The following is a 21,906-nucleotide window of genomic DNA, read 5'->3' on the forward strand; positions in this document are numbered from 1 at the left end:
CCGTCCTCAAAGATAGGTCTGGGCCAGACAGTCGGAAAGCGCTTCCAGATCCAGCTCCAGCGCCTGAAGAAACTCCGGTGTCAGCGTGTCGGCCGTCATCACCGCCAAGCCGGATTGCAGCCGCATGGTCTCGCGATGCAGCGGTGACATCTGCAGTTGCGATGCCTGGCTCGGCAATTGCTCGACCTCACCCAGAAGCTCATTGAGCTGGAACAGGATCGAACGCGGATTTTGCGGATCAAGCGCCAGAAGGTCGGTGACCGTAACCCGGTCGGTATCAACATTGTAATGGCGGCGATGGGTCATGACGTTGTCGCCAATTTCCAGCAGCATGTCGAAGGCCCCGTCGGGCGCGTCTTCCCCGGAAAGGCGGGCAAGCAGCCGGGTCATGTGAAGGCCGCGTTCAAGATAGCGGCCAATCGACAGGAAACGCCAGCCGGTGGAGCGATACATGTTTTCATGCACCAGGCCGGCAAAGCCTGCGAGCTTGCGCAACAGCACGGTCGTCGCATGGGCGGCATCGTCACCGGGCTTGATGATGTCAACGAAGCGGCGCGTGGTCTTGGCAAGATCGCGCAGCGCCAGCCAGCCATCGGGCGAGAACCGGTCGCGGATATTGCCGGCGGAATAGACGGCGCTGTCGATGTCGCGCAGAAGCGCCTGGGGCAGGGCCGTTTCCGAAAGGTCGATACCGAGCGTCTCGAGATAGTCTTCGACTTCAGCCAGAAGCGGCTGCTCGCGATCGGCGATTTCGGCGAAGCGGCTGTGCCAGGCGCGCAGGATGCGCAAGGATCCTTCGGCGCGCTCGATGTAGCGGCCAAGCCAGAACAGGTTGTCAGCGGCCCTGCTCGGCAGGTTTGACGGGCGGTTGCGCGGCACACGCGATTCATGCGTCAAAAGGCTCGGCCGTGCCACCGGGGTCTGGCTGACGATCCAAACATCGGCTGCGCGGCCGCCGGTCTGCATGGCGAGGGCTGCGACATCGGCGCTGGAGCCGATCCGGGCAAAGCCGCCGGGCATGATGTGCCAGCCATTCTTGGTGCGGGCGGCAAAGACACGCAGCGAGAAGGGGCGTGGCGTCAGCTTGCCGTCGACGAAGGCAGGTGCGGTCGAAAGCTTCACGGCTTCCTGGCCGACGAGGAAGGGGCCGCGCTTTTCCAGCCAGCGCTCGACCGAGCCGGGCCTGCGGTCGGCCAGTTTCGTGCCGGTGAAGGACTGGCCGTAATCATCGAAGAAGGGCATGCGCGAATAGGCCGGTCCGATCACCATATTCTGCAGGTTCTGCGCCACATGGTCGCGTTCCGCGCCACCGCCACACCACCATGTGGCGACGGAGGGTACCTTGAGCTCCTCCCCGAGCAGCCGCCGGGAAATCGCCGGCAGGAAAGCGAGCAGGGCGCGGGTCTCGACGATGCCCGAACCGAGTGCATTGACCATGGTGAGATTGCCGGCGCGGATCGCCTGAACCATGCCGGGCGTGCCGATGCGCGAATTCTGGTTCAGTTCCAGCGGATCGGTGTAGGACGCGTCAAGACGCCGCCACAGCACATTGACAGGTCTCGGGCCGGCAACGGTGCGGACCATGACGCGGTCATTGGAGACGATTAGATCCTCGCCTTCGAGAAGCGAGATACCGAGATAGCGGGCAAGATAAGCGTGCTCATAATAGGTCTCATTGGCCGGACCCGGCGTCAGAACGGCAATCCGGCCTTCGCCATCGTTGTTTTCGGCCTGAAGCGCATCGCGAAACGCGCCAAAGAAGGAGGCAACGCGGTGGACATGAAGATCGCCGTAAATATCGGAGAATGCACGTGCCGTGGCGACACGGTTTTCCAGTGCGAAACCGGCACCCGAGGGCGCCTGGGCGCGATCGGCCAGCACCCACCAGTGACCATCCGGTCCACGGCCGATCTCAAACGACATGAAATGCAGGAAATGCCCGCCAGCGGGCTGAATGCCGACGAGCGGGCGCAGGAATTCACTGTTTGCAGCGATCAGCGACGGCGGCAGAAAACCTTCCTGAACCAGCCGGTTTTCGCCGTAAAAATCCGCCATCATCGCCTCAAGCAGATCGGCGCGCTGTTTCAGCCCCTCCGAAAGCATTTCCCATTCGCCTGCATCGATCAGAACCGGGATATGCGAGAAGGGCCAGGCACGCGGGCCCTCCTGTCCGTCATAGGCACGGTAGAACACGCCGGCATCGCGCAGATAGCGATCGGCGCGGGCAAAGCGCTCGGCAAGCTCGTCGCCGGACATGGCCTGAAGCGCGTCAAGAAATGGCTTCCAGACAGGGCGCATGTTGCCTTCCGCGTCCACCATTTCATCGGGGACACCGGGAAGGGACCTGTAGTCCGCAGCATTCAAATCGGAGGAGGCGTCCGGCTCGGTTGCCTTCTCGTCAATTTCAGCCGCTCTGGCTGCCTGTGCTTCTGCCATTAAAGTCCTGCGGGACGCCTGAGATCGAGGGTCGTCGGGAATTCCGGCGAGGGGGCCTCACGATAGATCGTGTGCCAGCCGCCAGTATGGCCCGAAGCCTCGAACCGCGCCAGTCGCCGCGCTTCTGCCTCGTTGCTGTTGACGGGGAAGGTCTCATAGTTCCGCCCGCCGGGATGTGCAACATGGTATATGCACCCGCCTATCGAACGAGCCGACCATGTGTCGTAAATATCAAACGTCAGGGGCGAGTTGACCGGCAGGACCGGATGCAGGCCCGAGGCCGGTTGCCAGGCCTTGAAACGGACACCCGCCACTGAAACACCGGATTTTCCGGTTGGCTTCAGCGGAACCTGCCGCCCGTTGCAGGTCACAATATAGCGGTCCGGAGCGCTGCTTTCCAGCAGCACCTGCAATCGTTCCACGGAAGAATCGACGTAACGCACTGTTCCGCCCGGCGCTCCCTGCTCGCCCATGACATGCCATGGCTCAAGGGCCTGGCGCAGTTCGAGGCGATTGCCCTCATATTCGACCTCACCGAAGAAGGGGAAGCGGAACTGAAGCTGGGCTTCGAACCATTCCGGCCGCATCTCGATGCCGTTGAGCTTCAGATCCCCCAGCACATCCATGAAGTCGGTCCAGATGTAATGCGGCAGCATGAAGCGGTCGGCAAGCGCTGTGCCCCAGCGGGTGAACTTGCCATCCAGCGGGTTCTTCCAGAAGCGTACCAGAAGGGCGCGTACCAGAAGCTGCTGGGCGAGGTTCATGCGCGCATTTGGCGGCATTTCGAATCCACGGAACTCGACAAGGCCGAGACGCCCGGTCGAGCTGTCCGGCGAAAACAGCTTGTCGATGCAGATTTCCGCCCGGTGGGTATTGCCCGAAACATCGATCAGCAGGTTGCGGAACAGCCGGTCGACGAGCCAGGGCAGCGGCGGCAGATAGCCCGATTGCGGATGCGGGATCTGCGACAGTGCAATTTCCAGCTCATAAAGCGAATCGTGCCGGGCCTCGTCGATACGCGGTGCCTGGCTGGTCGGGCCGATGAACAGGCTGGAAAACAGATAGGAAAGCGAAGGGTGACGCTGCCAGTGCAGCACGACACTTTTCAGAAGGTCGGGCCGGCGCAGGAACGGGCTGTCGCCCGGATTGGCGCCGCCGACGACGACGTGATTGCCGCCGCCGGTACCGGTGTGGCGACCGTCGATCATGAACTTGTCGGCGCCAAGCCGGGATTGCCTGGCTTCTTCATAAAGCGCGGTTGTGGTGCTGACGATATCCTTCCAGCTGGACGCCGGATGGATATTGACCTCGATGACACCCGGATCGGGGGCAACGCGGATCACGTTGATGCGCTCGTCCTGCGGCGGCGCATAGCCTTCGATATGCACTGGCAGTCCGAGTTTTTCGGCGGCGCGCTCGGCCGAGGCAATCAGATCAAGATATTCTTCCAGCGTCACCGTCGGCGGCATGAAGACGCAGAGCCGCCCGTCGCGCGGTTCAACCGATATCGCCGTGCGCACAAAGCCGCCGATCGACTGTCCGGCAACCGGATTGGCGGAGGTCGGCGTATCCTCGAAGGGCTTGAAGCTTGCCTGCGGCAGCGGGCGTCCCTCATCGTGGCGGAAATCGGGAAGCGGATCGCGTTTCACCGATGGGTCGAGCGGGTTGATGAAGGGATATTGGGCGGCCGGAATATAGGCAAGCGAATCGAGTGGCAGGCGGAAGCCGACCGGACTGTCGCCGGGAATGAGGAAGATGCGGCCGCGCCGCGTCGTCCACTTCTCCGACACCCAGGTGAGCCCGGAGGCACGGCCCTGCCAGGCCTGCACCGGCAGGACATAGCCGGTCGGCCGTGTCAGTCCGCGCTCGAAGACGCGGGCAATGCGGGCGCGGTCCTCGGCATTTTTGAGCTTGGAGTTGGACGGATCGACATTTTCCGGCAGAGAGCCTTCGCGCATGATCCATTCTGCCGGATCCTCGAAGGCGGGAGCAACCATTTCGGGTGCGATGTCGAGCTCGGTGGCAATCGCCTGCAGCAGGCGGCCGGCATCATTCTCGTCGATACCGGTTTCCTTCTTTTCCTCGGCAATCAGTTCCGGCTTGTTCCAGATCGGCAGGCCATCCTTGCGCCAGTAGAGCGAGAAGGTCCAGCGCGGCAGGCTTTCGCCGGGATACCACTTGCCCTGACCGTAATGCAGGAAGCCGCCGGGCGCGAAGCGCTCGCGCAGCCGCCTGATCAGCGTGTCGGCAAGACCACGCTTCATCGGGCCGACGGCGCCGGTATTCCATTCGTCGGCCTGAAAATCATCGATCGAGACGAAGGTCGGCTCGCCGCCCATGGTGAGCCGCATGTCCGTATCTTCAAGGATCGTGTCGACCTTTTCGCCAAGCGCGTTCAGCGCCTCCCAGCTTTCATCCGAAAAGGGTTTGGTGATACGCGGATGTTCGGCCACGCGCGACACTTTCATGTCGAAGTCGAACGTCGTTTCGGCGTCGCCATAAAGGCCGCCGGAGATCGGCGCGGCATTGCGGAAATGCGGCGTGGCGGCCAGCGGAATATGGCTCTCGCCGGTCAGAAGGCCGGAGGTTGCATCAAGGCCGATCCAGCCGGCACCCGGCAGGTAGACTTCGGCCCAGGCATGCAGGTCGGTGAAGTCGTGATCCGTGCCCGAGGGGCCGTCAAGCGCCTTCAGATCCGGTTCCAGCTGGATGAGGTAGCCGGAGACGAACCGGGCGGCGAGCCCCATATTGCGCAGGATCTGCACCAGCAGCCAGGCGGAATCGCGACACGAGCCGGAGGCGCGTTCCAGCGTTTCCTCAGGCGTCTGCACGCCCGGCTCCATGCGGATGATGTAGTTGACGTCATGCTGAAGTCCGGCATTGATGCCAACAATCAGATCGACGGTTGTCTGGCCGGGCGTCAGGTCGAGCTTTTTCATATAGGCGGCGAGGCGCGGGCCCATCGGCTCGGGCTTGATGTAGATCGAAAGATCTTCGGCGATGCCCTCGTCATATTCGAAAGGATATTTGGTCGCCTGTTCCTCGACGAAGAAGTCGAACGGATTATAGACCGTCATGTCGGCAACCAGGTCGACCTCGATCTTCAGTTCGCGTACCGGCTCGGGAAAGACAAAGCGGGCAAGATAGTTGCCATAGGGGTCCTGCTGCAGGTTCACGAAGTGGTTGGACGGCGTGACCTTCAGCGAATGGGAGATGACTTTGGTCTTGGAATGGGAAGCGGGCTTTAGTCTTATGATCTGCGGCCCGAGAATAACGGGCTTGTCGTACTTGTAATGAGTCAGATGATAAATTGCTGCTTTAATTGACATTATTATCCTGTCCGGCCATTCCGGCCTCTTCCCCTCATTCTTATCGGAGAAAGTTTGGGCAAAGCCTGTCAATAAAGCAAGCGCCATTTGAACGCAGATCGCGCTTGCAGCGTATCCGTGTCTCCGCCGCCGCACCCCTGGTCCGGCTGGCCGTTGCGCCGGCGGATAATCGGCCTCAGTCGAGCGTCGTATGGAAACGGGTCACGGCAATGATGATGGCGATCACGGCAATGGCGCCGAGAACCAGAGAATCATAGCCGAGCAGGGTGATATCGGCACCTTTCAGCATGATTGCGCGCACGATCCGGAGATAATGGGTCAGCGGCAGGCATTCGCCGAGATATTGCGCCCATTTCGGCATGCCGTCGAAGGGGAACATGAAACCGGACAGAAGGATGCTCGGCATGAAATACATCACCGACATCTGCACGGCCTGAAGCTGATTGGCAGCTATAGTGGAGAAGGTGTAGCCGATCGAAAGATTGGTGATCACGAACAGAAGCGTCAGCCCGACCAGAGACCAGGGGTCGCCCAGCACCGGTACGCGGAAGATGAACAGGCCGAAAGTGATAATCAGAAGCGCCTGCATCAGCCCGATCAGCACGTAAGGTGTGATCTTGCCGAGCATGATCTCCAGCGGGGTGATCGGCATGGCGAGCAGATTTTCCATCGTGCCGCGCTCGGTCTCGCGGGTCACCGCAAGGGCTGTGAAGACCACCAGCGTCATGGTGAGGATGGTGCCAAGCAGGCCGGGAATGATGTTGAGCGTCGATTTTCCTGCCGGGTTGTAGCGGCGATGCTGGATGATCTGATAGGGCGGATCGGTCGCCGCCTCGATGCGGACATGGCGCAGTCCCGCCACCGAGGTCGAAATGATGCCCGAAAGCGCGCCGAGCGCCGAGGAGGAGGCCACCGGGTCGGTGGCGTCGGCTGCCACCAGCAGCGCCGGTGACAGGCCGCGGCGCATGTCACGCTCGAAATTGGGCGGAATTTCCACGACGAACAGAACCTTGCCGGATTCCAGCAGCCTGTCCATGTCCGCAGGACGGGTCACGGTTTCGGTGATATCGAAGAAATCCGTATTCTCCAGCGCAGCGATGATGGCGCGCGAAGTGTCGGTGCTCTCCGACATCATCATCGCGGTTGGCAGGTGATGCGGTGTGGTGTTGATGGCAAAGCCGAACAGCAGCAATTGCATGATCGGCAGCATCACCATCATGCCGAGCGTCAGCCGGTCGCGGGTCATCTGGATGAATTCCTTGATGGTCATCGCCCGGAACCGGTTGAAGGATGCGGCAAAGGATCCCCGTTCAGCCATCATCGAAATTGTCCTTCGAGGCGTTCATGAGGTAGATGAAGGCGTCTTCCAGCGTCGCTTCGCCCGAGACACAGCGGATATCGCTGCGCGCCGCATAGGGTGCAAGCGACTGCTCCAGAAGAGCGGCATCATGGCCGCAGACATGCAGCGAGGCGCCGAAGGGCGCGACCAGGTCGATGCCGTCGAGACGCTCGAGCTCGCCCTGCAGCTGATGCACGTTCGGCCCCGAGATCATCCAGGCCTGCAGGCCCGAGGCGGCGACCACATCATCCACCGAGCCGGAGACCACCAGCTTGCCATAGGCGAGATAGGCAATCTCATGGCAGCGCTCCGCCTCGTCCATATAGTGGGTCGAGACGAGCACGGAGAGGCCGTCTGCGGCAAGTGCGTGGATCTCGGCCCAGAATTCGCGACGGGCCTTGGGATCGACGCCCGCGGTCGGTTCGTCCAGCAGCAAGAGATCGGGATCGGGCAGCGTGCAGGCGCCAAGGGCAAGGCGCTGCTTCCAGCCGCCGGAAAGATTGCCGGCGAGCTGTTTTTCACGGCCGCCGAGGCCGAGCTTTTCAATCGCCTGAGAGGCGCGCTTCTTCGGATCCTTCAGGCCATGAATGCGGGCGACGAATTCGAGGTTCTCGCGGATCGTCAGATCCTGATAGAGCGAGAAGCGCTGGGTCATATAGCCGACCCGCCGGCGGATACGCTCGCCATCCCTGGTAATATCGAGACCAAGGCAGGTGCCGGTGCCGGAATCAGGTGTCAGCAAGCCGCACAACATGCGGATCGTGGTGGTCTTGCCGGAGCCATTGGGTCCGAGAAAGCCGTGGATCGTGCCTTTTTTCACCGCCATGGACAGCCTGTCGACCACGGTCTTGCCGCCGAAGCTTTTCGAAAGCTCATGGACCTCGATGACATTCTCGCCCGCATCGCTCATGGCTTCATTCCGGCTTTCGAAACGCTGACGGGAAGGCCAACGGGCAGCGATCGCGGATTATCCGGCTTCGCCTTCAGCCGATAGACCATTTTGGCGCGTTCCTCGCGGGAAAAGATTTCCGGCGGCGTATATTCGGCCGACCGGGCCATGAAGCTGACAGTCGCCATTTCGCCGTTGCAGCCGTCGCAGGATAGCGCCACCTTGTCCCCGACCTTCAGGCTGGCGATGTCGCCTTCAGGGACAAAGAATTCGATATTGATATTGCCGGGCGGCAGAAGCGCCACGATCGGCCGGCCAGCCGGAGCAACCTCTCCGGTGCGGTAATAGGTTTCCTGCACGCTGCCGGCAGCGGGCGCTGAAATGGTTTTCAGCGCAACGACGGCTTTGGCAGCGGCAAGATCGGATCTGGCTGCAGACACGGCCTGCTCGGCTTCGGCGATATTTTCGTCACGCTGCGGCAACTTGCCAAGCGCAATCTGGGCATTGATCTTGTCGAGCGCCGCCTTTGCCTGTTCGAAGGCGCTGACGGCGTTGTCGAGATTGGCCTTGGTGCCGGTCTGCTGCTGGTAAAGCGCGCGGGCGCGCTCAAGCGCCTGTTTGGCATAGGTCAGGGCGGCTTCCGCTTCCGCCTTGGCAGCCTGAAGCTGTTGCAGCTCTTCCGGGCGGTACTGCGGGGCTTTTGCCAGTGAGAGAGCGGCCTGCTGGCGCGCAAGCGTGGCCTCTGCCGTGTCAACAGCGGCCTGTTCTGAGGTGCTTTCAAGCGTGAACAGCACCTGTCCCGCCTGCGCTTCGTCCCCCTCGGTAACACTCAGTGATGTCAGCCGCGCTGTCGATGGCGCGCCGATATAGAGCATGTCGGCCTCCACATAGCCGAGCCAGCCTTGTTCGGTCTTGGGGGCGAAGAAATAGAGTGCTGCCGAAAGGCCAGCGACAAGCACAGCGACGATCGCGATGAAACGCTTCATTGCTCCGCTCCTTCAGCGGGGTGAAACAGGGAATCGAGGAAGAACTGGAAGGCTGCCTCGCTGTCGAAGCGGCCGAACCGCTGGAACAGCGTGTTCCAGACCACGGTCATCACCAGCGGAGCGAAGATCACCTGCGGCGCGCGCATCACGATGGTGGAGCGCAGCTCACCGCGCGCCTTTGCCCGCTCGAGAAGGACACCGAGCAGATCAAGTCCCGGGCGGATAAGGTTATTGTGATAATAGGCCGCGAGTTCGGGAAAGTTGCCCATTTCGGTGATGACGAGGCGGAGGAGGTCGGCCTTGCGCGTGGCCAGAACTTCGACGGAGAAGGTCTGGTAGACCGAGGCGAGGATGTCCCGCGCGGTGAATTCCTCATGGGCCAGCAACTGCTCGCCATTGGTGATCAACGGCGTCATCAGCTCGGCCACCAGTCCCATGAACAGCGCCTGCTTGTCGGAGAAATAGAGATAGATTGTCCCCTTGCCGAGCCCGGCCGCCCGCGCAATGTCTTCGATCCGCGCGCTGGCGAAGCCCTTTTCGGCAAAGACCGTCAGCGCTGCTTCCAGAATCATGCGTCGCCGCTCCTCCGGTGGTATCGCCTGCCGTTTCCGCTCCGTCGTGGTCACCGTGAAATCGCTCCATTTTTCTGACTGACCAGTCAGTCATATCATCGGTGGCCTGCTACGGCAACCAGAACTTGCGGATGTTCGGGCAGGCGGAGAGGGCGGTGCGATGGCGGCAAGCGTCAGCCCAAGGAAAGGGCGCGATGGCGGCAAGCATCGGCCCGAGAAGCGGGCGTGATGAGAGCAAGCATCGACCCGAGCGGTGGGGGCGATGGCGGCGAGCGTCGGACCTGGAAGGGGGGCGCGATGGTGTCGAGCATTGGCTCTGGCCGTTGGATGGCCGTAAGCACCGGCGGGGGGGCAAAGGGGCGGGACGATCTGGCGCGTGATCCGGCCAGCCTGACCTGAGAGCGACAGGATCAAGGGGGCATGAACAGTCACGCAGAGCGCCGGGCCGAAACCACAAGATTGCAAGATGCACTCGGTCAAGAAGGGCTTTTCGCTCCGACATGGCCGTGCCGCATTGCCCTCAGGCCTGGCGAGCGCAAAGCTGATCGATCAGCGCGCAAAAGGGCAATGAGACGGGGCGACGGCGAAGCCCGTTGCCGCGCCCCGTCAGTGGTCGGGGCCTGCAGTTCATGACCGCGCAGAGGGACGCGGCCGCGCTCAGCCGGCAGCAGCGATGGGCATAAGCGACTGAGCGTCTTCTGCTTCATTGGCGGCCGGCGGCCGGGCATTGGGGGTGAGGCCGGTCAGCAGCCGGAACAGCATGAAGGGCTGCGGCCAGTCCACCACCGTTGCCAGCGCGTCCCGGATTGTCGCCAGGGCTTCGGCGGCTTCCGGCAGGGAGCGCCTGTTGCCGATATCATGTTGCGGCAGCGCCATCAGCGCATGAACCCAGCCATCGGCGGCAACGGCCATACCGCCGCCGGCATCAATGACGGAATTGGCTGCAACGGCCATATCCTGTTCCGCACGGCCAATCACGAGAAGCTTTCCCGGCGCATAAGACAGCGTGGTGGCAAAGGCGCCACGCCAACGGCCAAAACCCGAGATGAACCGGATGTCCGGCTTCGCTGCGCGTTTGGAATGCGGATCAATCAGGGCCACCATGACCACGTCATCCGGCAGGGCAAGCATGCCCTTGCGGATCTTGCCTTCCATCTGACCGTAAGGCGCATCGCCGGGCGCTGCGGCGACGGAGATTGCGGGACTGTCGGTCGCAATGCGGAAGTGATCGGCTTCTATGTGGCCGCAGGGCAGCGGTACGCCAGCGCCTGTGGCTGCGATGACGGGTCTGCGCATGGCCGTCCTGTCGACAATCGTTCCGCCGGCGATGACGGTGTGAATGGTCAGGTCGTTCAGATCGTCAAGCAGCACGAGATCCGCCGCTCGGCCCGGCGCCACAATGCCGAGATCCTTGCGGCCAAGGGCGATGGCGGCATTAATGGTCGCGGCCTTGATGACATGCAACGGTGCAAGGCCGTTGCGCACGAGGCGCTGCATCAGTGCAATCAGCCCGCCCTCGCGGTCGAGCGTGTCCGGCAGGCAGTGACCGCTTGAGAGCGTGAGCGACAGCGGAAACTGTGGCAGCCGCTTCAAGGCCTTGACGAAGTCGGGCAGGGCCTGGGGGTAGGAGCCGTCGATGATCACGGAAAGCCCGTCACGCAGCATGGCCGTGAGTTCGCCAGCCGAGGTGGCTATGACGAAGCTGTCATTGCCGCCAAGATCGTCGACAGAGCTCAAGAGGCGCAGTTTGCCTGCCGCCTTGACAATGTTCCCTGTGGCCTGTCCGGATGATGGCCGCTCGCTTTTGCGCCAGACGGCCGTCGTGACGCCATGGGGCAGAACGGTATCGGCATAATGCTGCGGTGACACCATCGCCGTTTCGATGCGCGCAGCCATGTCGATGAAGCCCGGGGCGAGAAACAGGCCGCAGGCGTCAATCTCGCTGCGGGCCTTGCCCGCACTGCCGGGGGCAAGAACGGCGGTGATCCGGCCTGCCTTCACGCAGACATCGGCCGGGCGCAGTTCTCCCGTCGTCACATCGACAAGCGTCGCGCGGCGGATCACAAGATCAGGCGCGTCGCTTTTTGGTGTAGCCGTTCTGCCGCCCACGCTCTTTACCGTGGACCGGGCTTCCGACGATGTTCTGCCGGCCATATTTTCATCTTTCCGTGTGACGGCGCGGCCTTCGTTCAGATACCGCGCGGCGTGTCTTGATCGCAAGAATCAGCGTATTGGTTGTGTATGCGCTGCTTTTAGCGCCTAAATAGGTCGTTGCTGTGTCAAATCAACGACAAATTCGTATAGGTGGGGGGCGAAAAAGGCTTATCCTCACGCAATCCCGCTGAGGCCGTGCCACTGTCACGGCTGCCTCTTGCATTGCCGTTGCCGGGTGCCAGACAGCCGAAATCATCGCCTCCGGCAATAAAGATCGCATCTTGAGGCTGGTTTCGCGCCTAAAATTTCGCCTTGTTAGGCAAATAAGGCAAGAAAGTTGCTGCGACGCGGCAATTTCGGGTGGTGGGGGCTTGAAAGTCTGAACAAAAGTAATTAGTACCGCGCGGTACGGTACAGCCGGGATCGTTTTCCCGGCCCAGGCCCCAAGAAACATGAAGCAGGAAACCATCCATGGACCGCCGCACATTCTTCAAAAAGGCGGGCGTCGCTTCGGCGGGTGCCCTCGTCCCGGCTGCGCTGGCAGCCCCGGCCATTGCTCAGGAAAGCCCTGAGATCAACTGGCGTCTCTCATCTGCATTCCCCCAGTCGCTTGATATTCTCTACAGCGCCTCGACCGGCATTGCCGATCGTGTGGCTGAAGCGACGGACGGCAAGTTCAAGCTCCAGGTCTATGCAGGCGGTGAGATTGTTCCGCCGCTGCAGGTTCTGGATGCCGTGCGCAACGATACGATCGAAATGTGCCATACGCCGTCCTATTACTATATCGGTCAGGACATGACCTATGGTCTTGGAACGGCTGTTCCCTTCGGCATGAATGCACGCCTGAAGAATGCATGGCTCTATCAGGGCGGCGGCAATGAGCTGTTTGACGAATTCTTCGCCACGCAGGGCCTTGTCGGCCGTCCGGCCGGTAACACCGGTGCCCAGATGGGTGGCTGGTTCCGCAAGGAAATCAACTCGGTTGATGACCTCAAGGGTCTGAAGATGCGTATTGCAGGGCTTGCCGGCCAGGTTATGGCCAAGCTTGGCGTCACCCCGCAGCAGATCGCCGGCGGCGATGTTTATTCGGCACTCGAGCGCGGCTCGATTGATGCCAGTGAATTTGTCGGCCCCTATGACGATCTGAGCCTCGGCCTCGTCAAGGTGGCGAAATATTACTACTATCCTGCCTGGTGGGAAGGTGGCCCGACCATTCATGCCTTCATCAACAAGGCGAAGTTCGAAAGCCTGCCGAAGAATTACCAGCGCATCATGATTGATGCCTGCGACGCGGTGAACCTCGATGTTCTGGCGCAGTATGATGCCAAGAACCCGAAGGCCCTGCGCGAGCTCGTTGCTCAGGGTGCGGTTCTCAAGCCCTTCAGCGATGACATCATGGAAGCAGCCTTCGCCGCCTCCAAGGAAGTCTTTGCCCAGATTTCGGCTGACAACCCAACCTTCAAGAAGATCTATGACAGCCAGATCGATTTCAAGAAGGACGCCTATCTCTGGATGCAGCTTGCCGAATTCTCGTTCGACAAGTTCATGATGATCCAGCAGCGCAAGAACAACCTCTGATCTCTCTGGGATCGAAGGCATTGCAGAAAGCCCGGGCGATGAGCCCGGGCTTTTTTGTCAGGGAACACTTTGGGCGCACAGGCCGATGCCTATTTGATGGAACTGGCGGAATTGACGCTCTGGTGCCGCGGACTTAAGCAGTACGGGTTGTTTTTCGATCGGGTGACAGGAGCGGGCATTGGCTGGACGTTTGGTAATCGTGGGTGCGGGACAGGGTGGATTTGCGGTCGCGGCAAAGCTCAGGGCGCTGAAGGATCCGCGTCCCATCACCATGATCGGTTCCGAAACCGTTCCGCCCTATCAGCGTCCGCCGCTGTCGAAGAAATATCTGCTCGGGGAGATGAGCTTTGACCGCCTGATGTTCCGCCCCGAGACGTGGTACGCGGACAATGATGTTGATCTCAGGCTCGGGCATTTCGTCGAGGCAATCGATCGGTCTGCCAAAACGGTGGTGATGCAGAATGGCGAGGTGATCGCTTATGAGCATCTGGTGATTGCCACCGGAGCCACGCCCCGAAAGCTGCCATCGGCCATTGGCGGTGATCTTGATGGCGTCTTTGTCATGCGCGAAAAGCGCGATGCCGACCGTCTTGCCGGCGTGATGGAGGCTGGAAAATCGCTTCTCGTGATCGGTGGTGGCTATGTCGGCCTGGAGGCCGCAGCCGTCGCCCGCAAATTCGGGCTCGCCGTGACGGTCATCGAAATGGCAGACCGCATTCTCAAGCGTGTGGCGTCTCCCGCGACGGCCGATATCATGCGCGCCATCCATCAGTCACACGGCGTGACGATCCGCGAGCAGACCGGGCTTGAGCGGCTTGTCGGCGACAATGGCCGGGTAACGGGCGCGGTTCTGTCCGATGGCACGGTGATTGCCGCCGATATTGTTGTTGTCGGCATCGGCGTGACGCCGAACGACCAGCTGGCCAAGGATGCCGGCCTGGAGGTTGCCAATGGCATTGTCGTTGATGACCGGGCCAGAACCTCGGATCCGGCGATTTTTGCCGTTGGCGATTGTGCGGAACTTCCGTTCCGCGGTGCTCGCATCCGGCTGGAATCGGTCCCCAATGCCGTCGATCAGGGGGATGCCGTTGCGGCTGTCCTGGCGGGCGACGATAGGCCCTATCTGCCCGAGCCCTGGTTCTGGTCCGATCAATATGATGTCAAGTTGCAGACTGCCGGCTTCAATCAGGGCTATGACCGCACGGTGACACGGCCCGGTCAGCGCGAAGGTGCGGTTTCCGTCTGGTATTTCCGGGGCGGGGAATTGCTGGCGGTGGATGCGGTCAACGATGCGAAGGCCTATGTCTCCGCCAAGAAGATGCTGGCCGCAGGAACCAATCCGTCCCCCGAACGGATTGCAGATCCCGAGACGGACCTGAAGTCCTTGCTTGGCTGAGCCAATTTATCGGCGGGGGCGGCGGCAAGCCTGCTTGCCGGATTATCGTATTTTACTAATATGTGGTTGTAATGAATGATTCGATGAGGCTGCGGGCAAGTAATTCGCCGGTCACAAAAAAAATATTTTGAGCTTGCATTCTGTTGGAACAAAATGGGGGTGACTACGTTATTTTTAGTTGTGCGTGTGTAGTGTTCTGGCTCTCAGAGATAAATGATGCGGTGTCGGCTCGGACCGATTGAGCGCCTTGGGCGAATGGAAAAGGATACGTATTTGTCTTCTCGTCAGCGTGGTGGTGCCAAGCCAAGAACAACTTTGAATGATGTCGCCAATATCGCAGGTGTCAGCCCGATCACGGTTTCACGCGCGCTCCGAGAGCCACAGAAGGTTAGCGACAAGCTGCGCGAACAGATCCTGGCCATCGTCGATGACATCGGTTATGTCCCGAATTTTGCCGCGCGGTCGCTGGCCAGCCGGCATAGCGGCGTCGTTGCCGTCCTTGGTCCCATTCTGGGGTCGCGCGCGTTTTCGCTGGCGGCAAAGGGTGTGGAGGATCGCTTCCAGCGCTCTGATCTGCGCACGCAATTTGCCAATACCGGTCTCAATGCTGCCGAAGAAGCGCAGCAGCTGAAGCTGTTTCTGGCCCAGAACCCGGCGGGGATCATTATCGAGAGCTTTGCCGAATTTCCCGTCAACAAGAAGCTGATTGCCGAGATCGACTGCCCGGTTGTCCAGATGATGGATACCAGTCTCGATCCCCTGGATATGGGGGTTGGCATATGCCACCGCGAGGCGGCGGCTGCTGCCACCCGGATGCTGATTTCCAAGGGCTACCGGCGCATAGCGTCGCTGGGCGCCAGCAAGGATATCCGCTCTCGCCGGCGGTTTGACGGCTATCGCGATGCATTGGTCGACGCCGGACTTTATGATCCGGCACTGGTGATCGATTCCGAGCGCGAACATTCGCTGGAATTCGGCATGGTGCTTCTTGATCAGCTCCATGCGCAGCGGCCGGATATGGATGCTGCCTTCTGCCACAGTGATGAGCTGGCGCTTGGCGTCTATTTCCGTTCGGTGCAGCTGGGCCTCAGAGTGCCGGAAGACTTCGGTATTTGCGGCTACGATGGCATGTCCTTTGCCGGCATGGATAATGCGCCGCTGACAACGGTTCAGGTGCCCCTCTATGAGATCGGCGAGAAGGCCGCTGAACTGATCATCCGCTTCATGAGCGAAGGGGAGAGGCCCAATGATGCGGTCCGTCTGGATGCGACGATCATTGAAGGACGGACAACGCGTTTCTGACGCCTGAACCGTGGACAAAAACGCCGCATCTGTTGCGGCGTAGGGCTGTTGACAGAGCTGCCCCCCTTTTGCTGTCGTCATGCCTGTGCTTGTCACAGGCATCCAGCCGGCGCGCGTCCGCGCGACGAAAGACCCCGTCTATTCAATGCTTTATGAATCTGGATCCCCGTGACGAGCACGGGGATGACGACGGAGGGGGCGGCTATTCACCCCAAACAGGTAAGCGGAATGGCTTTGTAAGCAATCTGACACCGCAACATATGCGGCGTTTTTAGTCCCTGGCTCAAATTCGCCTTTGTTAACCGGCTGCCTGTGCCACATGCAGGCCGCATTCGCGCTTGGCGTCATTTTCCCACCACCAGCGGCCGGCGCGTTCCGGTTCTCCGGGCTTGATCGCACGGGTGCAGGGCTCGCAGCCGATCGAGGGGTAGCCGCGCTCATGCAGCGGATTGACGGGAACGGCATTGTCGGCGACATAGGTTTTCACGTCTTCGATCGACCAGTCTGCGAGCGGGTTGATCTTGATGAGGTTCCGCTCGGCATCATATTCGGCAAAGGGTGTTGAGGCCCGGTTGCCGGACTGGCTGCGGCGAAGGCCGGTAACCCAGAAGCCGGCGCCCTGCAGTGCGCGGGCAAGCGGAACCAGCTTCCTGATCTGACAGCAGGCATGGCGGGCTTCGACACTGTCGTAAAAACCGTTGCGGCCGTAGCGGCTGACATAGTCGGTAACGGCAGCAGGGTCGGGACGGAAACGTTCGATCGCGATGCCGAAGCGCCTCTCGGTCTCGGCTATCAAGGTCACGGTCTCGGTAAAGAGCCGCCCGGTATCAAGCGTCGCCACGCGGATTTGAAGCCCGTTGAGCGCTATCGCTGCCGTGATTACCTGATCCTCAAGGCCAAGGCTGGTGGTGAAAACCGCATCGCCGCCAAGCCCGGCGACAAGCGCCAGCCGTTCCTCGAGCGCAAGCGCAGCGAGCTGGTCATTTAGCGTTTCAGCGGATTCAATCGTAATTTCCTGCATGTCATCGCCTTTCCGGTTCCTGACGACACTATCGCAACAGTGCGACAATTTCGCCAGCCAACGGGATTTTGCAAAATGACAGTTCTTGGCAAAAGCTTGCCGTCTTCAGCGCCTGTTTGGAAAAACACTTCCCTCAAGCGGAACGCGGCGCTTCCGTCCCATCCTTTTCCTTGGTCGCGGGGCCGTCTTCCGAGGTCGAACGTACCTGAGCCCGCTGATACTTGATGCTGTCGGCGATGAAGGCACGCGACAGGCCATGGTAAAGCGGCTCTGCGGAAATGACGCGCGAGGCGATATAGCCCAGCATCGACGTCGCCATCAGCGTGATGATGCCGTCGTGATTGTCGGTCATTTCGAGGATGATGACGAAGGCTGTCATCGGCGACTGGACGACACCGGCGAAATAGCCGGCCATGCCGAGAATGGCGCCGAGGCTGACAGAAATGCCGAGCACGGTCGCAACCGATGAACCGAAGCCCGCGCCAACGGAGAGCGACGGGGCGAACAGACCGCCGGGAATGCCAGATGCCAGCGACAGGAAGGTCGCAACCAGCTTGCCGACGAAATAGCCGGGATTGATCGATCCGCCTTCAATAACGGTCTTGGCCTGGGAATAGCCGGTACCGAAGGTCTCGCCGCCGAAACCGATGCCGATCACGGCGATAATCAGCCCGCAAATTCCGGCGAACAGCGCCATGCGCTTGACCGGATCCGGCTGGGCCCAGCGTTTCAGGCGCCGGGCGGCCTTGAGCGAATAGAGCGAAAACAGACCGCCGAGAACACCGCCGCCGACGCCGCAGATCACCACGGCCAGCCAGTCTTCCGGCTTGACGGCAATCGCCGAGGCATAGCCGAAATAGGTGTAATTGCCGGCAAGGCCGATCGCGGCCAGGCCGGAGAGCACGATGGCCGAGATCACCAGACCATTGGCGCGCGATTCATATGACCGGCTCATCTCCTCGATGGCAAAGACGATACCGGCAAGCGGCGTGTTGAATGCGGCGGCAATGCCGGCAGCAGATCCGGCAACGATCAGCCCCTTGGTCTGGATCATTTTCCCAAGCCGCGCCGTCTGGATCATGATCGATGCGCCAACCTGCACGGTCGGCCCTTCACGGCCGATCGAGGCACCGCAGAACAGCCCGACGATGGTAAGGGCGATCTTGCCGATGACGATCCTGAGATTGAGGAGCCGGTGCTGCAGCTGCGGCTCATGCAGATGACGTGCGGCAATCGCCTGCGGAATGCCTGAGCCTTGCGAATTGGGAAAGACCGTCGAGGCAATATAGGAGCAGAACATGAAGCCGAGCGGCGTGATGATCAGCGGCAGATAGGGCGAGAATTCCGTCGTATGCCGCAGCGTGTCAAACAGTTCCTGTGCCCGGTCGGCGGCACGGGCAAACAGAACCGAGATGACGCCGATGGCCAGAGCGCCGAACCAAAAGACCAGTCGCGGCTCCCAGATGCGCCAGGAACCCCACATCACTCGTGAACGGCGGAACATTTTCACATTCTTGTAACGAGGACGCATGGCTGGCTTTCGGTGCTGGATTCAAATATTTCGTCCCGGCGGCGCGTGGCGCGGTCGGCATGCGCCCTTGGCCATAGGAGTGATACCTCCAAGTTTCAAGTGGCATCTTTGCATCATCGGGAAGAATCGCTCCCCGTGCAAGCATGATCGGGGTATCAGACGCGATTGTTCATCAGCAACCACAGTGATTTGCGCCGCTGACAGAGATCAAATCGAACGGGGGATGCACCTGTTAACGGTCACTTGTCTGCCATCTAGGGTTGATCCAGGCGGATTGGTTGGATGCCGGCAGCGGCGTCCGGCCCAGAATGTGATCGGACGCCTTCTCGCCAACCATGATCGAGGGGCCATTGAGATTGCCATAGGTTATATGCGGGAAGATGGACGAATCAGCCACGCGCAATCCGTCGATGCCGATGACGCGGGTTTCTGGGTCGACCACGGCCATCGGATCAGTCGCTGCCCCCATCCGGCAGGTGCCGCAGGGGTGGTAGGCGCCTTCCAGATGTTCGCGCAGAAAGCCATCGATTTCATCATCCGACTGCACGTCGGGGCCGGGGGCTAGCTCGCGGCCCCGATAGGGGGCAAAGGCATCCTGCGCGAAGATCTCGCGGGTGATGCGCACGGCATGGCGGAATTTCACCCAGTCTTCCGGATCGCTCATATAATTGAAACGCAGCACCGGATCGGCTTTCGGCTCGCTGGAGCGCAGGGTCACACTGCCGCGCGATTTCGACATGTTGTAACCGACATGCGCCTGAAATCCATGGCACTTTGCCGGTGACGAGCCGTCGTAGGAGATGGCCATAGGCAGGAAGTGATACTGGATATCCGGCCATTTGATACCCGCCGCCGAGCGGATGAAGGCAGCGGCTTCAAACTGGTTCGAGGTTCCCAGTCCTGTCTTCAGGAACAGCCATTGCGCGCCGATAACCGCCATCCAGAACAGGTTGTTCTTGGAATAGAGCGTGATCGGCTCGAGCGATTCCTGCTGCAGGTAAAATTCGAGATGATCCTGCATATTGGCGCCGACGCCCGGCCGGTCGGCGACGACGTCAATGCCGTGTTCTGCGAGATGGGCAGCCGGGCCGATACCGGACAGCATCAGCAGTTTCGGAGAGTTGAAGGCGGAGGCGGCGATGATCACATCCTTGTTCGCCATCACGGCCTCGATTTTGCCGCCACGCTCGATCTCGACGCCGATCGCGCGGCCGTCGCGGATGATCACCCGGCGGGCGAGGCATCGTATGAGATCGCAGTTCGTTCGTCTGAGCGCCGGCCTCAGATAGGCATTGGCCGCAGACCAGCGCCGGCCCTGATGGCTGGTCTGTTCCATCAGGCCAAAGCCTTCGCCCTTGGCGCCGTTATAGTCTGGCGTCGTTTCAAAGCCTGCCTGCTGACCGGCTTTGATGAAGGCGTGATAGAGCGGGTTTCGCACATCGCCACGACGCACATGCAGCGGACCGTCGGTCCCGCGCCACTCGGCTTCACCGCCATGGCTCGTTTCCATGCGCTTGAAATAGGGCAGCACATCGGCATAGGCCCAGCCGTGTGCGCCAAGCATCTGCCAGCGATTGTAGTCTTCGGCATGGCCGCGAACATAGACCAGACCGTTGATGGAGGATGACCCGCCGATCACCTTGCCGCGCGGTGCGATCATGCGGCGATTGTTGAGATGGGGCTCCGGCTCGCTCTGATAGCCCCAGTTATAGCGCTTCATGTTCATCGGATAGGCGAGGGCAGCCGGCATCTGGACGAAAGGTCCGGCATCGCTGCCGCCGAACTCCAGCACCAGAACCGTATTCTTTCCGTCCTCGGACAGTCTGTAGGCGAGTGCCGAACCCGCCGAGCCCGAACCGATGATCACATAATCCGCTTGCATGGTCTTACTCTTGGTCTTTCTTTCAGTAGGGCGAACTGACCGGCGCCGTGCCGACATAGACGCTCTTCAGCTGGGTATAATGCTGCAGCGCAGCGTGGCCGTTCTCGCGGCCGAAACCCGACTGCTTGATGCCGCCAAACGGCATTTCCACCGGTGTCAGGTTATAGGCGTTGATCCAGACGGTGCCGGCTTCCAGCCGGTCGGCGACGCGGTGACCGCGGGCCAGGTCGGCGGTGAAGACGCCGCCCGCCAGGCCGAAAGCGGTGGCATTGGCGCGGGCAACGGCTTCCGCCTCGTCATCAAAATCGAGAACCGACATGACCGGCCCGAAAATTTCCTCCCGTGCAATCGTCATCTGGTCAGCGACATCGGCAAAAACGGTCGGCTCCATATAGTAGCCTTCACCGGCACGGTCTGCCGGGATGCCGCCGCCGGTGATCAGGCGCGCGCCTTCCGGTTCCGCTGTGGCGATCAGCGCCAGAACCTTGTCGCGCTGTGCCATGGAGACCATCGGCCCGAGCTGTGTTTCCGGATCCAGCGGGTCGCCGATCCTGATGGCTTCACTGCGTGCCTTCAGCCGCTCCAGAAACCGTTCCTTGATACTGCGCTGTACGAAAACACGGGTGCCGTTGGAGCATATCTGGCCGGTGGAATAGAAGTTGCCGAGCATGGCAGCGCCGATCGCGCTTTCGATGTCCGCATCCTCGAAAATGATCAGCGGCGACTTGCCGCCAAGCTCCATGGTGACATGGCGCAGCCCTTCAGCTGCAGCGGCATAGACCCTGCGACCGGTCGGAACGGAGCCGGTCAGGGAAACCTTGGCGATTTCAGGGTGGCTGACCAGAAGGGGCGCGACGTCGCGGTCGCCCTGAACTACATTGAAAACGCCCTTCGGCACACCGGCTTCTGCAAGGATCTCGGCGATCTTCAGCGCACCAAGCGGGGTAACCTCCGACGGTTTGAAGATCATCGCATTGCCGGCTGCCAGCGCGGGTGCTGCCTTCCAGCAGCAGATCTGCTGCGGGTAGTTCCATGCGCCAAGGCCGAGGCAGATGCCGAGCGGCATGCGTTTCGTGTAGGCAAAGCCGTCATCGCCCAGAGGAATATGCTCGCCATTCAGCGCCGAGGCTATGATCTCACCGAAATATTCCAGACTGTCGGCACCCGACAGCGGATCGGCAACCGTGGTCTCCTGGATCGGTTTGCCGGTGTCCAGCGTCTCAAGCTCGGACAGCTCGCGGTTTTGCGCGCGGATCATCTCCGCAGCACGGCGGAGAATGCGGCCACGCTCACGCGGGGGCATGGCCGCCCAGCCGGCTTGTGCACGCTCAGCCGCAGCAACAGCCCTTTCAATGATTGCCGGCGTTGCCGCATGCACCCGGGCAATCACCTCGCCGGTGGCCGGGTAGATGCTCTCGATGATGGTGCCGTCAGCGTCTTCCACATAGGCGCCGTCGATGAAATGGCTGGCTTTTGGCTGCGCGCGCATGG

The 21,906-nt window shown here is 61.0% G+C and carries 15 protein-coding genes; 4 read left to right on the forward strand and 11 right to left on the reverse strand.

Features of this window, described 5'->3' with window-relative positions; all coding sequences use genetic code 11:
• Window positions 1-6: 6 nt before the first annotated feature.
• The 6 genes from HCK86_RS07410 to HCK86_RS07435 form a co-directional block, all read right to left on the reverse strand.
• Window positions 7-2,436 (reverse strand): circularly permuted type 2 ATP-grasp protein, encoded by a 2,430-nt coding sequence (locus HCK86_RS07410; RefSeq protein ID WP_176083811.1) that lies wholly within the window; start codon window positions 2,434-2,436, stop codon window positions 7-9.
• On the reverse strand, window positions 2,436-5,765 hold the full coding sequence (locus tag HCK86_RS07415) for a transglutaminase family protein (protein WP_176083812.1): 3,330 nt from the start codon (window positions 5,763-5,765) through the stop codon (window positions 2,436-2,438). The genes HCK86_RS07410 and HCK86_RS07415 overlap by 1 nt, the downstream gene beginning before the upstream one ends.
• A gap of 175 nt (window positions 5,766-5,940) precedes the next feature.
• Complete coding sequence (locus HCK86_RS07420; RefSeq protein ID WP_176083813.1) at window positions 5,941-7,086, reverse strand: ABC transporter permease; 1,146 nt, start codon at window positions 7,084-7,086, stop codon at window positions 5,941-5,943.
• Window positions 7,076-8,014 carry an ABC transporter ATP-binding protein gene (locus HCK86_RS07425; RefSeq protein WP_176083814.1) on the reverse strand — a complete coding sequence of 313 codons (939 nt, stop codon included), beginning with the start codon at window positions 8,012-8,014 and terminating at the stop codon, window positions 7,076-7,078. The genes HCK86_RS07420 and HCK86_RS07425 overlap by 11 nt, the downstream gene beginning before the upstream one ends.
• Complete coding sequence (locus tag HCK86_RS07430; protein WP_176083815.1) at window positions 8,011-8,979, reverse strand: HlyD family efflux transporter periplasmic adaptor subunit; 969 nt, start codon at window positions 8,977-8,979, stop codon at window positions 8,011-8,013. The genes HCK86_RS07425 and HCK86_RS07430 overlap by 4 nt, the downstream gene beginning before the upstream one ends.
• Window positions 8,976-9,551: a TetR/AcrR family transcriptional regulator gene (locus HCK86_RS07435; RefSeq protein WP_176083816.1), complete on the reverse strand. Its 576-nt coding sequence runs from the start codon at window positions 9,549-9,551 to the stop codon at window positions 8,976-8,978. The genes HCK86_RS07430 and HCK86_RS07435 overlap by 4 nt, the downstream gene beginning before the upstream one ends.
• A gap of 228 nt (window positions 9,552-9,779) precedes the next feature.
• Here HCK86_RS07435 and HCK86_RS07440 point away from each other — a divergent pair, with 228 nt between their 5' ends.
• The gene (locus tag HCK86_RS07440) at window positions 9,780-9,950 is read left to right on the forward strand and encodes a hypothetical protein (protein WP_176083817.1); all 171 of its coding nucleotides are present in this window, start codon (window positions 9,780-9,782) and stop codon (window positions 9,948-9,950) included.
• Between the two features lie 258 nt (window positions 9,951-10,208).
• Here HCK86_RS07440 and HCK86_RS07445 read toward each other — a convergent pair whose 3' ends face one another.
• A complete protein-coding gene (locus HCK86_RS07445) occupies window positions 10,209-11,705 on the reverse strand; it encodes an adenine deaminase C-terminal domain-containing protein (protein ID WP_176083818.1) in 1,497 nt (498 codons plus the stop codon).
• Between the two features lie 471 nt (window positions 11,706-12,176).
• Between HCK86_RS07445 and HCK86_RS07450 the strand changes: the two genes are divergently transcribed.
• The 3 genes from HCK86_RS07450 to HCK86_RS07460 all read left to right on the forward strand — a co-directional run bounded on the left by HCK86_RS07450 (window position 12,177) and on the right by HCK86_RS07460 (window position 15,981).
• Window positions 12,177-13,283 carry a TRAP transporter substrate-binding protein gene (locus tag HCK86_RS07450; protein WP_176083819.1) on the forward strand — a complete coding sequence of 369 codons (1,107 nt, stop codon included), beginning with the start codon at window positions 12,177-12,179 and terminating at the stop codon, window positions 13,281-13,283.
• A gap of 178 nt (window positions 13,284-13,461) precedes the next feature.
• Entirely contained in the window at window positions 13,462-14,679 is a 1,218-nt protein-coding gene (locus HCK86_RS07455; protein WP_176083820.1) for an FAD-dependent oxidoreductase, read from the forward strand.
• A 273-nt stretch (window positions 14,680-14,952) separates the two neighbouring features.
• Entirely contained in the window at window positions 14,953-15,981 is a 1,029-nt protein-coding gene (locus HCK86_RS07460) for a LacI family DNA-binding transcriptional regulator (protein WP_176083821.1), read from the forward strand.
• 298 nt (window positions 15,982-16,279) lie between these two features.
• On the opposite strand, the gene HCK86_RS07465 is transcribed toward HCK86_RS07460, so the two are convergent.
• The 4 genes from HCK86_RS07465 to betB all read right to left on the reverse strand — a co-directional run bounded on the left by HCK86_RS07465 (window position 16,280) and on the right by betB (window position 21,904).
• Window positions 16,280-17,002, reverse strand: a complete 723-nt coding sequence (locus HCK86_RS07465; protein WP_176083822.1) for a phosphoadenylyl-sulfate reductase — start codon at window positions 17,000-17,002, stop codon at window positions 16,280-16,282.
• A 133-nt stretch (window positions 17,003-17,135) separates the two neighbouring features.
• On the reverse strand, window positions 17,136-18,533 hold the full coding sequence (locus HCK86_RS07470) for a chloride channel protein (RefSeq protein WP_176083823.1): 1,398 nt from the start codon (window positions 18,531-18,533) through the stop codon (window positions 17,136-17,138).
• A 232-nt stretch (window positions 18,534-18,765) separates the two neighbouring features.
• The gene (gene betA / locus HCK86_RS07475; protein WP_176083824.1) at window positions 18,766-20,415 is read right to left on the reverse strand and encodes a choline dehydrogenase; all 1,650 of its coding nucleotides are present in this window, start codon (window positions 20,413-20,415) and stop codon (window positions 18,766-18,768) included.
• A 22-nt stretch (window positions 20,416-20,437) separates the two neighbouring features.
• A complete protein-coding gene (gene betB / locus HCK86_RS07480; RefSeq protein ID WP_176083825.1) occupies window positions 20,438-21,904 on the reverse strand; it encodes a betaine-aldehyde dehydrogenase in 1,467 nt (488 codons plus the stop codon).
• Between the last annotated feature and the right edge of the window lie 2 nt (window positions 21,905-21,906).

The sequence above is a fragment of the Martelella sp. HB161492 genome, from assembly GCF_013184775.1.
In the GTDB taxonomy this organism is placed as follows: domain Bacteria; phylum Pseudomonadota; class Alphaproteobacteria; order Rhizobiales; family Rhizobiaceae; genus Martelella.

Excerpts from the sequence above, each read along its gene's own strand:
- HCK86_RS07410 (WP_176083811.1), bottom strand. The coding sequence starts at position 2,436 with ATGGCAGAAGCACAGGCAGCCAGAGCGGCTGAAATTGACGAGAAGGCA.
- HCK86_RS07415 (WP_176083812.1), bottom strand. The coding sequence starts at position 5,765 with ATGTCAATTAAAGCAGCAATTTATCATCTGACTCATTACAAGTACGAC.
- HCK86_RS07420 (WP_176083813.1), bottom strand. The coding sequence starts at position 7,086 with ATGATGGCTGAACGGGGATCCTTTGCCGCATCCTTCAACCGGTTCCGG.
- HCK86_RS07425 (WP_176083814.1), bottom strand. The coding sequence starts at position 8,014 with ATGAGCGATGCGGGCGAGAATGTCATCGAGGTCCATGAGCTTTCGAAA.
- HCK86_RS07430 (WP_176083815.1), bottom strand. The coding sequence starts at position 8,979 with ATGAAGCGTTTCATCGCGATCGTCGCTGTGCTTGTCGCTGGCCTTTCG.
- HCK86_RS07435 (WP_176083816.1), bottom strand. The coding sequence starts at position 9,551 with ATGATTCTGGAAGCAGCGCTGACGGTCTTTGCCGAAAAGGGCTTCGCC.
- HCK86_RS07440 (WP_176083817.1), top strand. The coding sequence starts at position 9,780 with ATGAGAGCAAGCATCGACCCGAGCGGTGGGGGCGATGGCGGCGAGCGT.
- HCK86_RS07445 (WP_176083818.1), bottom strand. The coding sequence starts at position 11,705 with ATGGCCGGCAGAACATCGTCGGAAGCCCGGTCCACGGTAAAGAGCGTG.
- HCK86_RS07450 (WP_176083819.1), top strand. The coding sequence starts at position 12,177 with ATGGACCGCCGCACATTCTTCAAAAAGGCGGGCGTCGCTTCGGCGGGT.
- HCK86_RS07465 (WP_176083822.1), bottom strand. The coding sequence starts at position 17,002 with ATGCAGGAAATTACGATTGAATCCGCTGAAACGCTAAATGACCAGCTC.
- HCK86_RS07470 (WP_176083823.1), bottom strand. The coding sequence starts at position 18,533 with ATGCGTCCTCGTTACAAGAATGTGAAAATGTTCCGCCGTTCACGAGTG.
- betA (WP_176083824.1), bottom strand. The coding sequence starts at position 20,415 with ATGCAAGCGGATTATGTGATCATCGGTTCGGGCTCGGCGGGTTCGGCA.
- betB (WP_176083825.1), bottom strand. The coding sequence starts at position 21,904 with ATGCGCGCGCAGCCAAAAGCCAGCCATTTCATCGACGGCGCCTATGTG.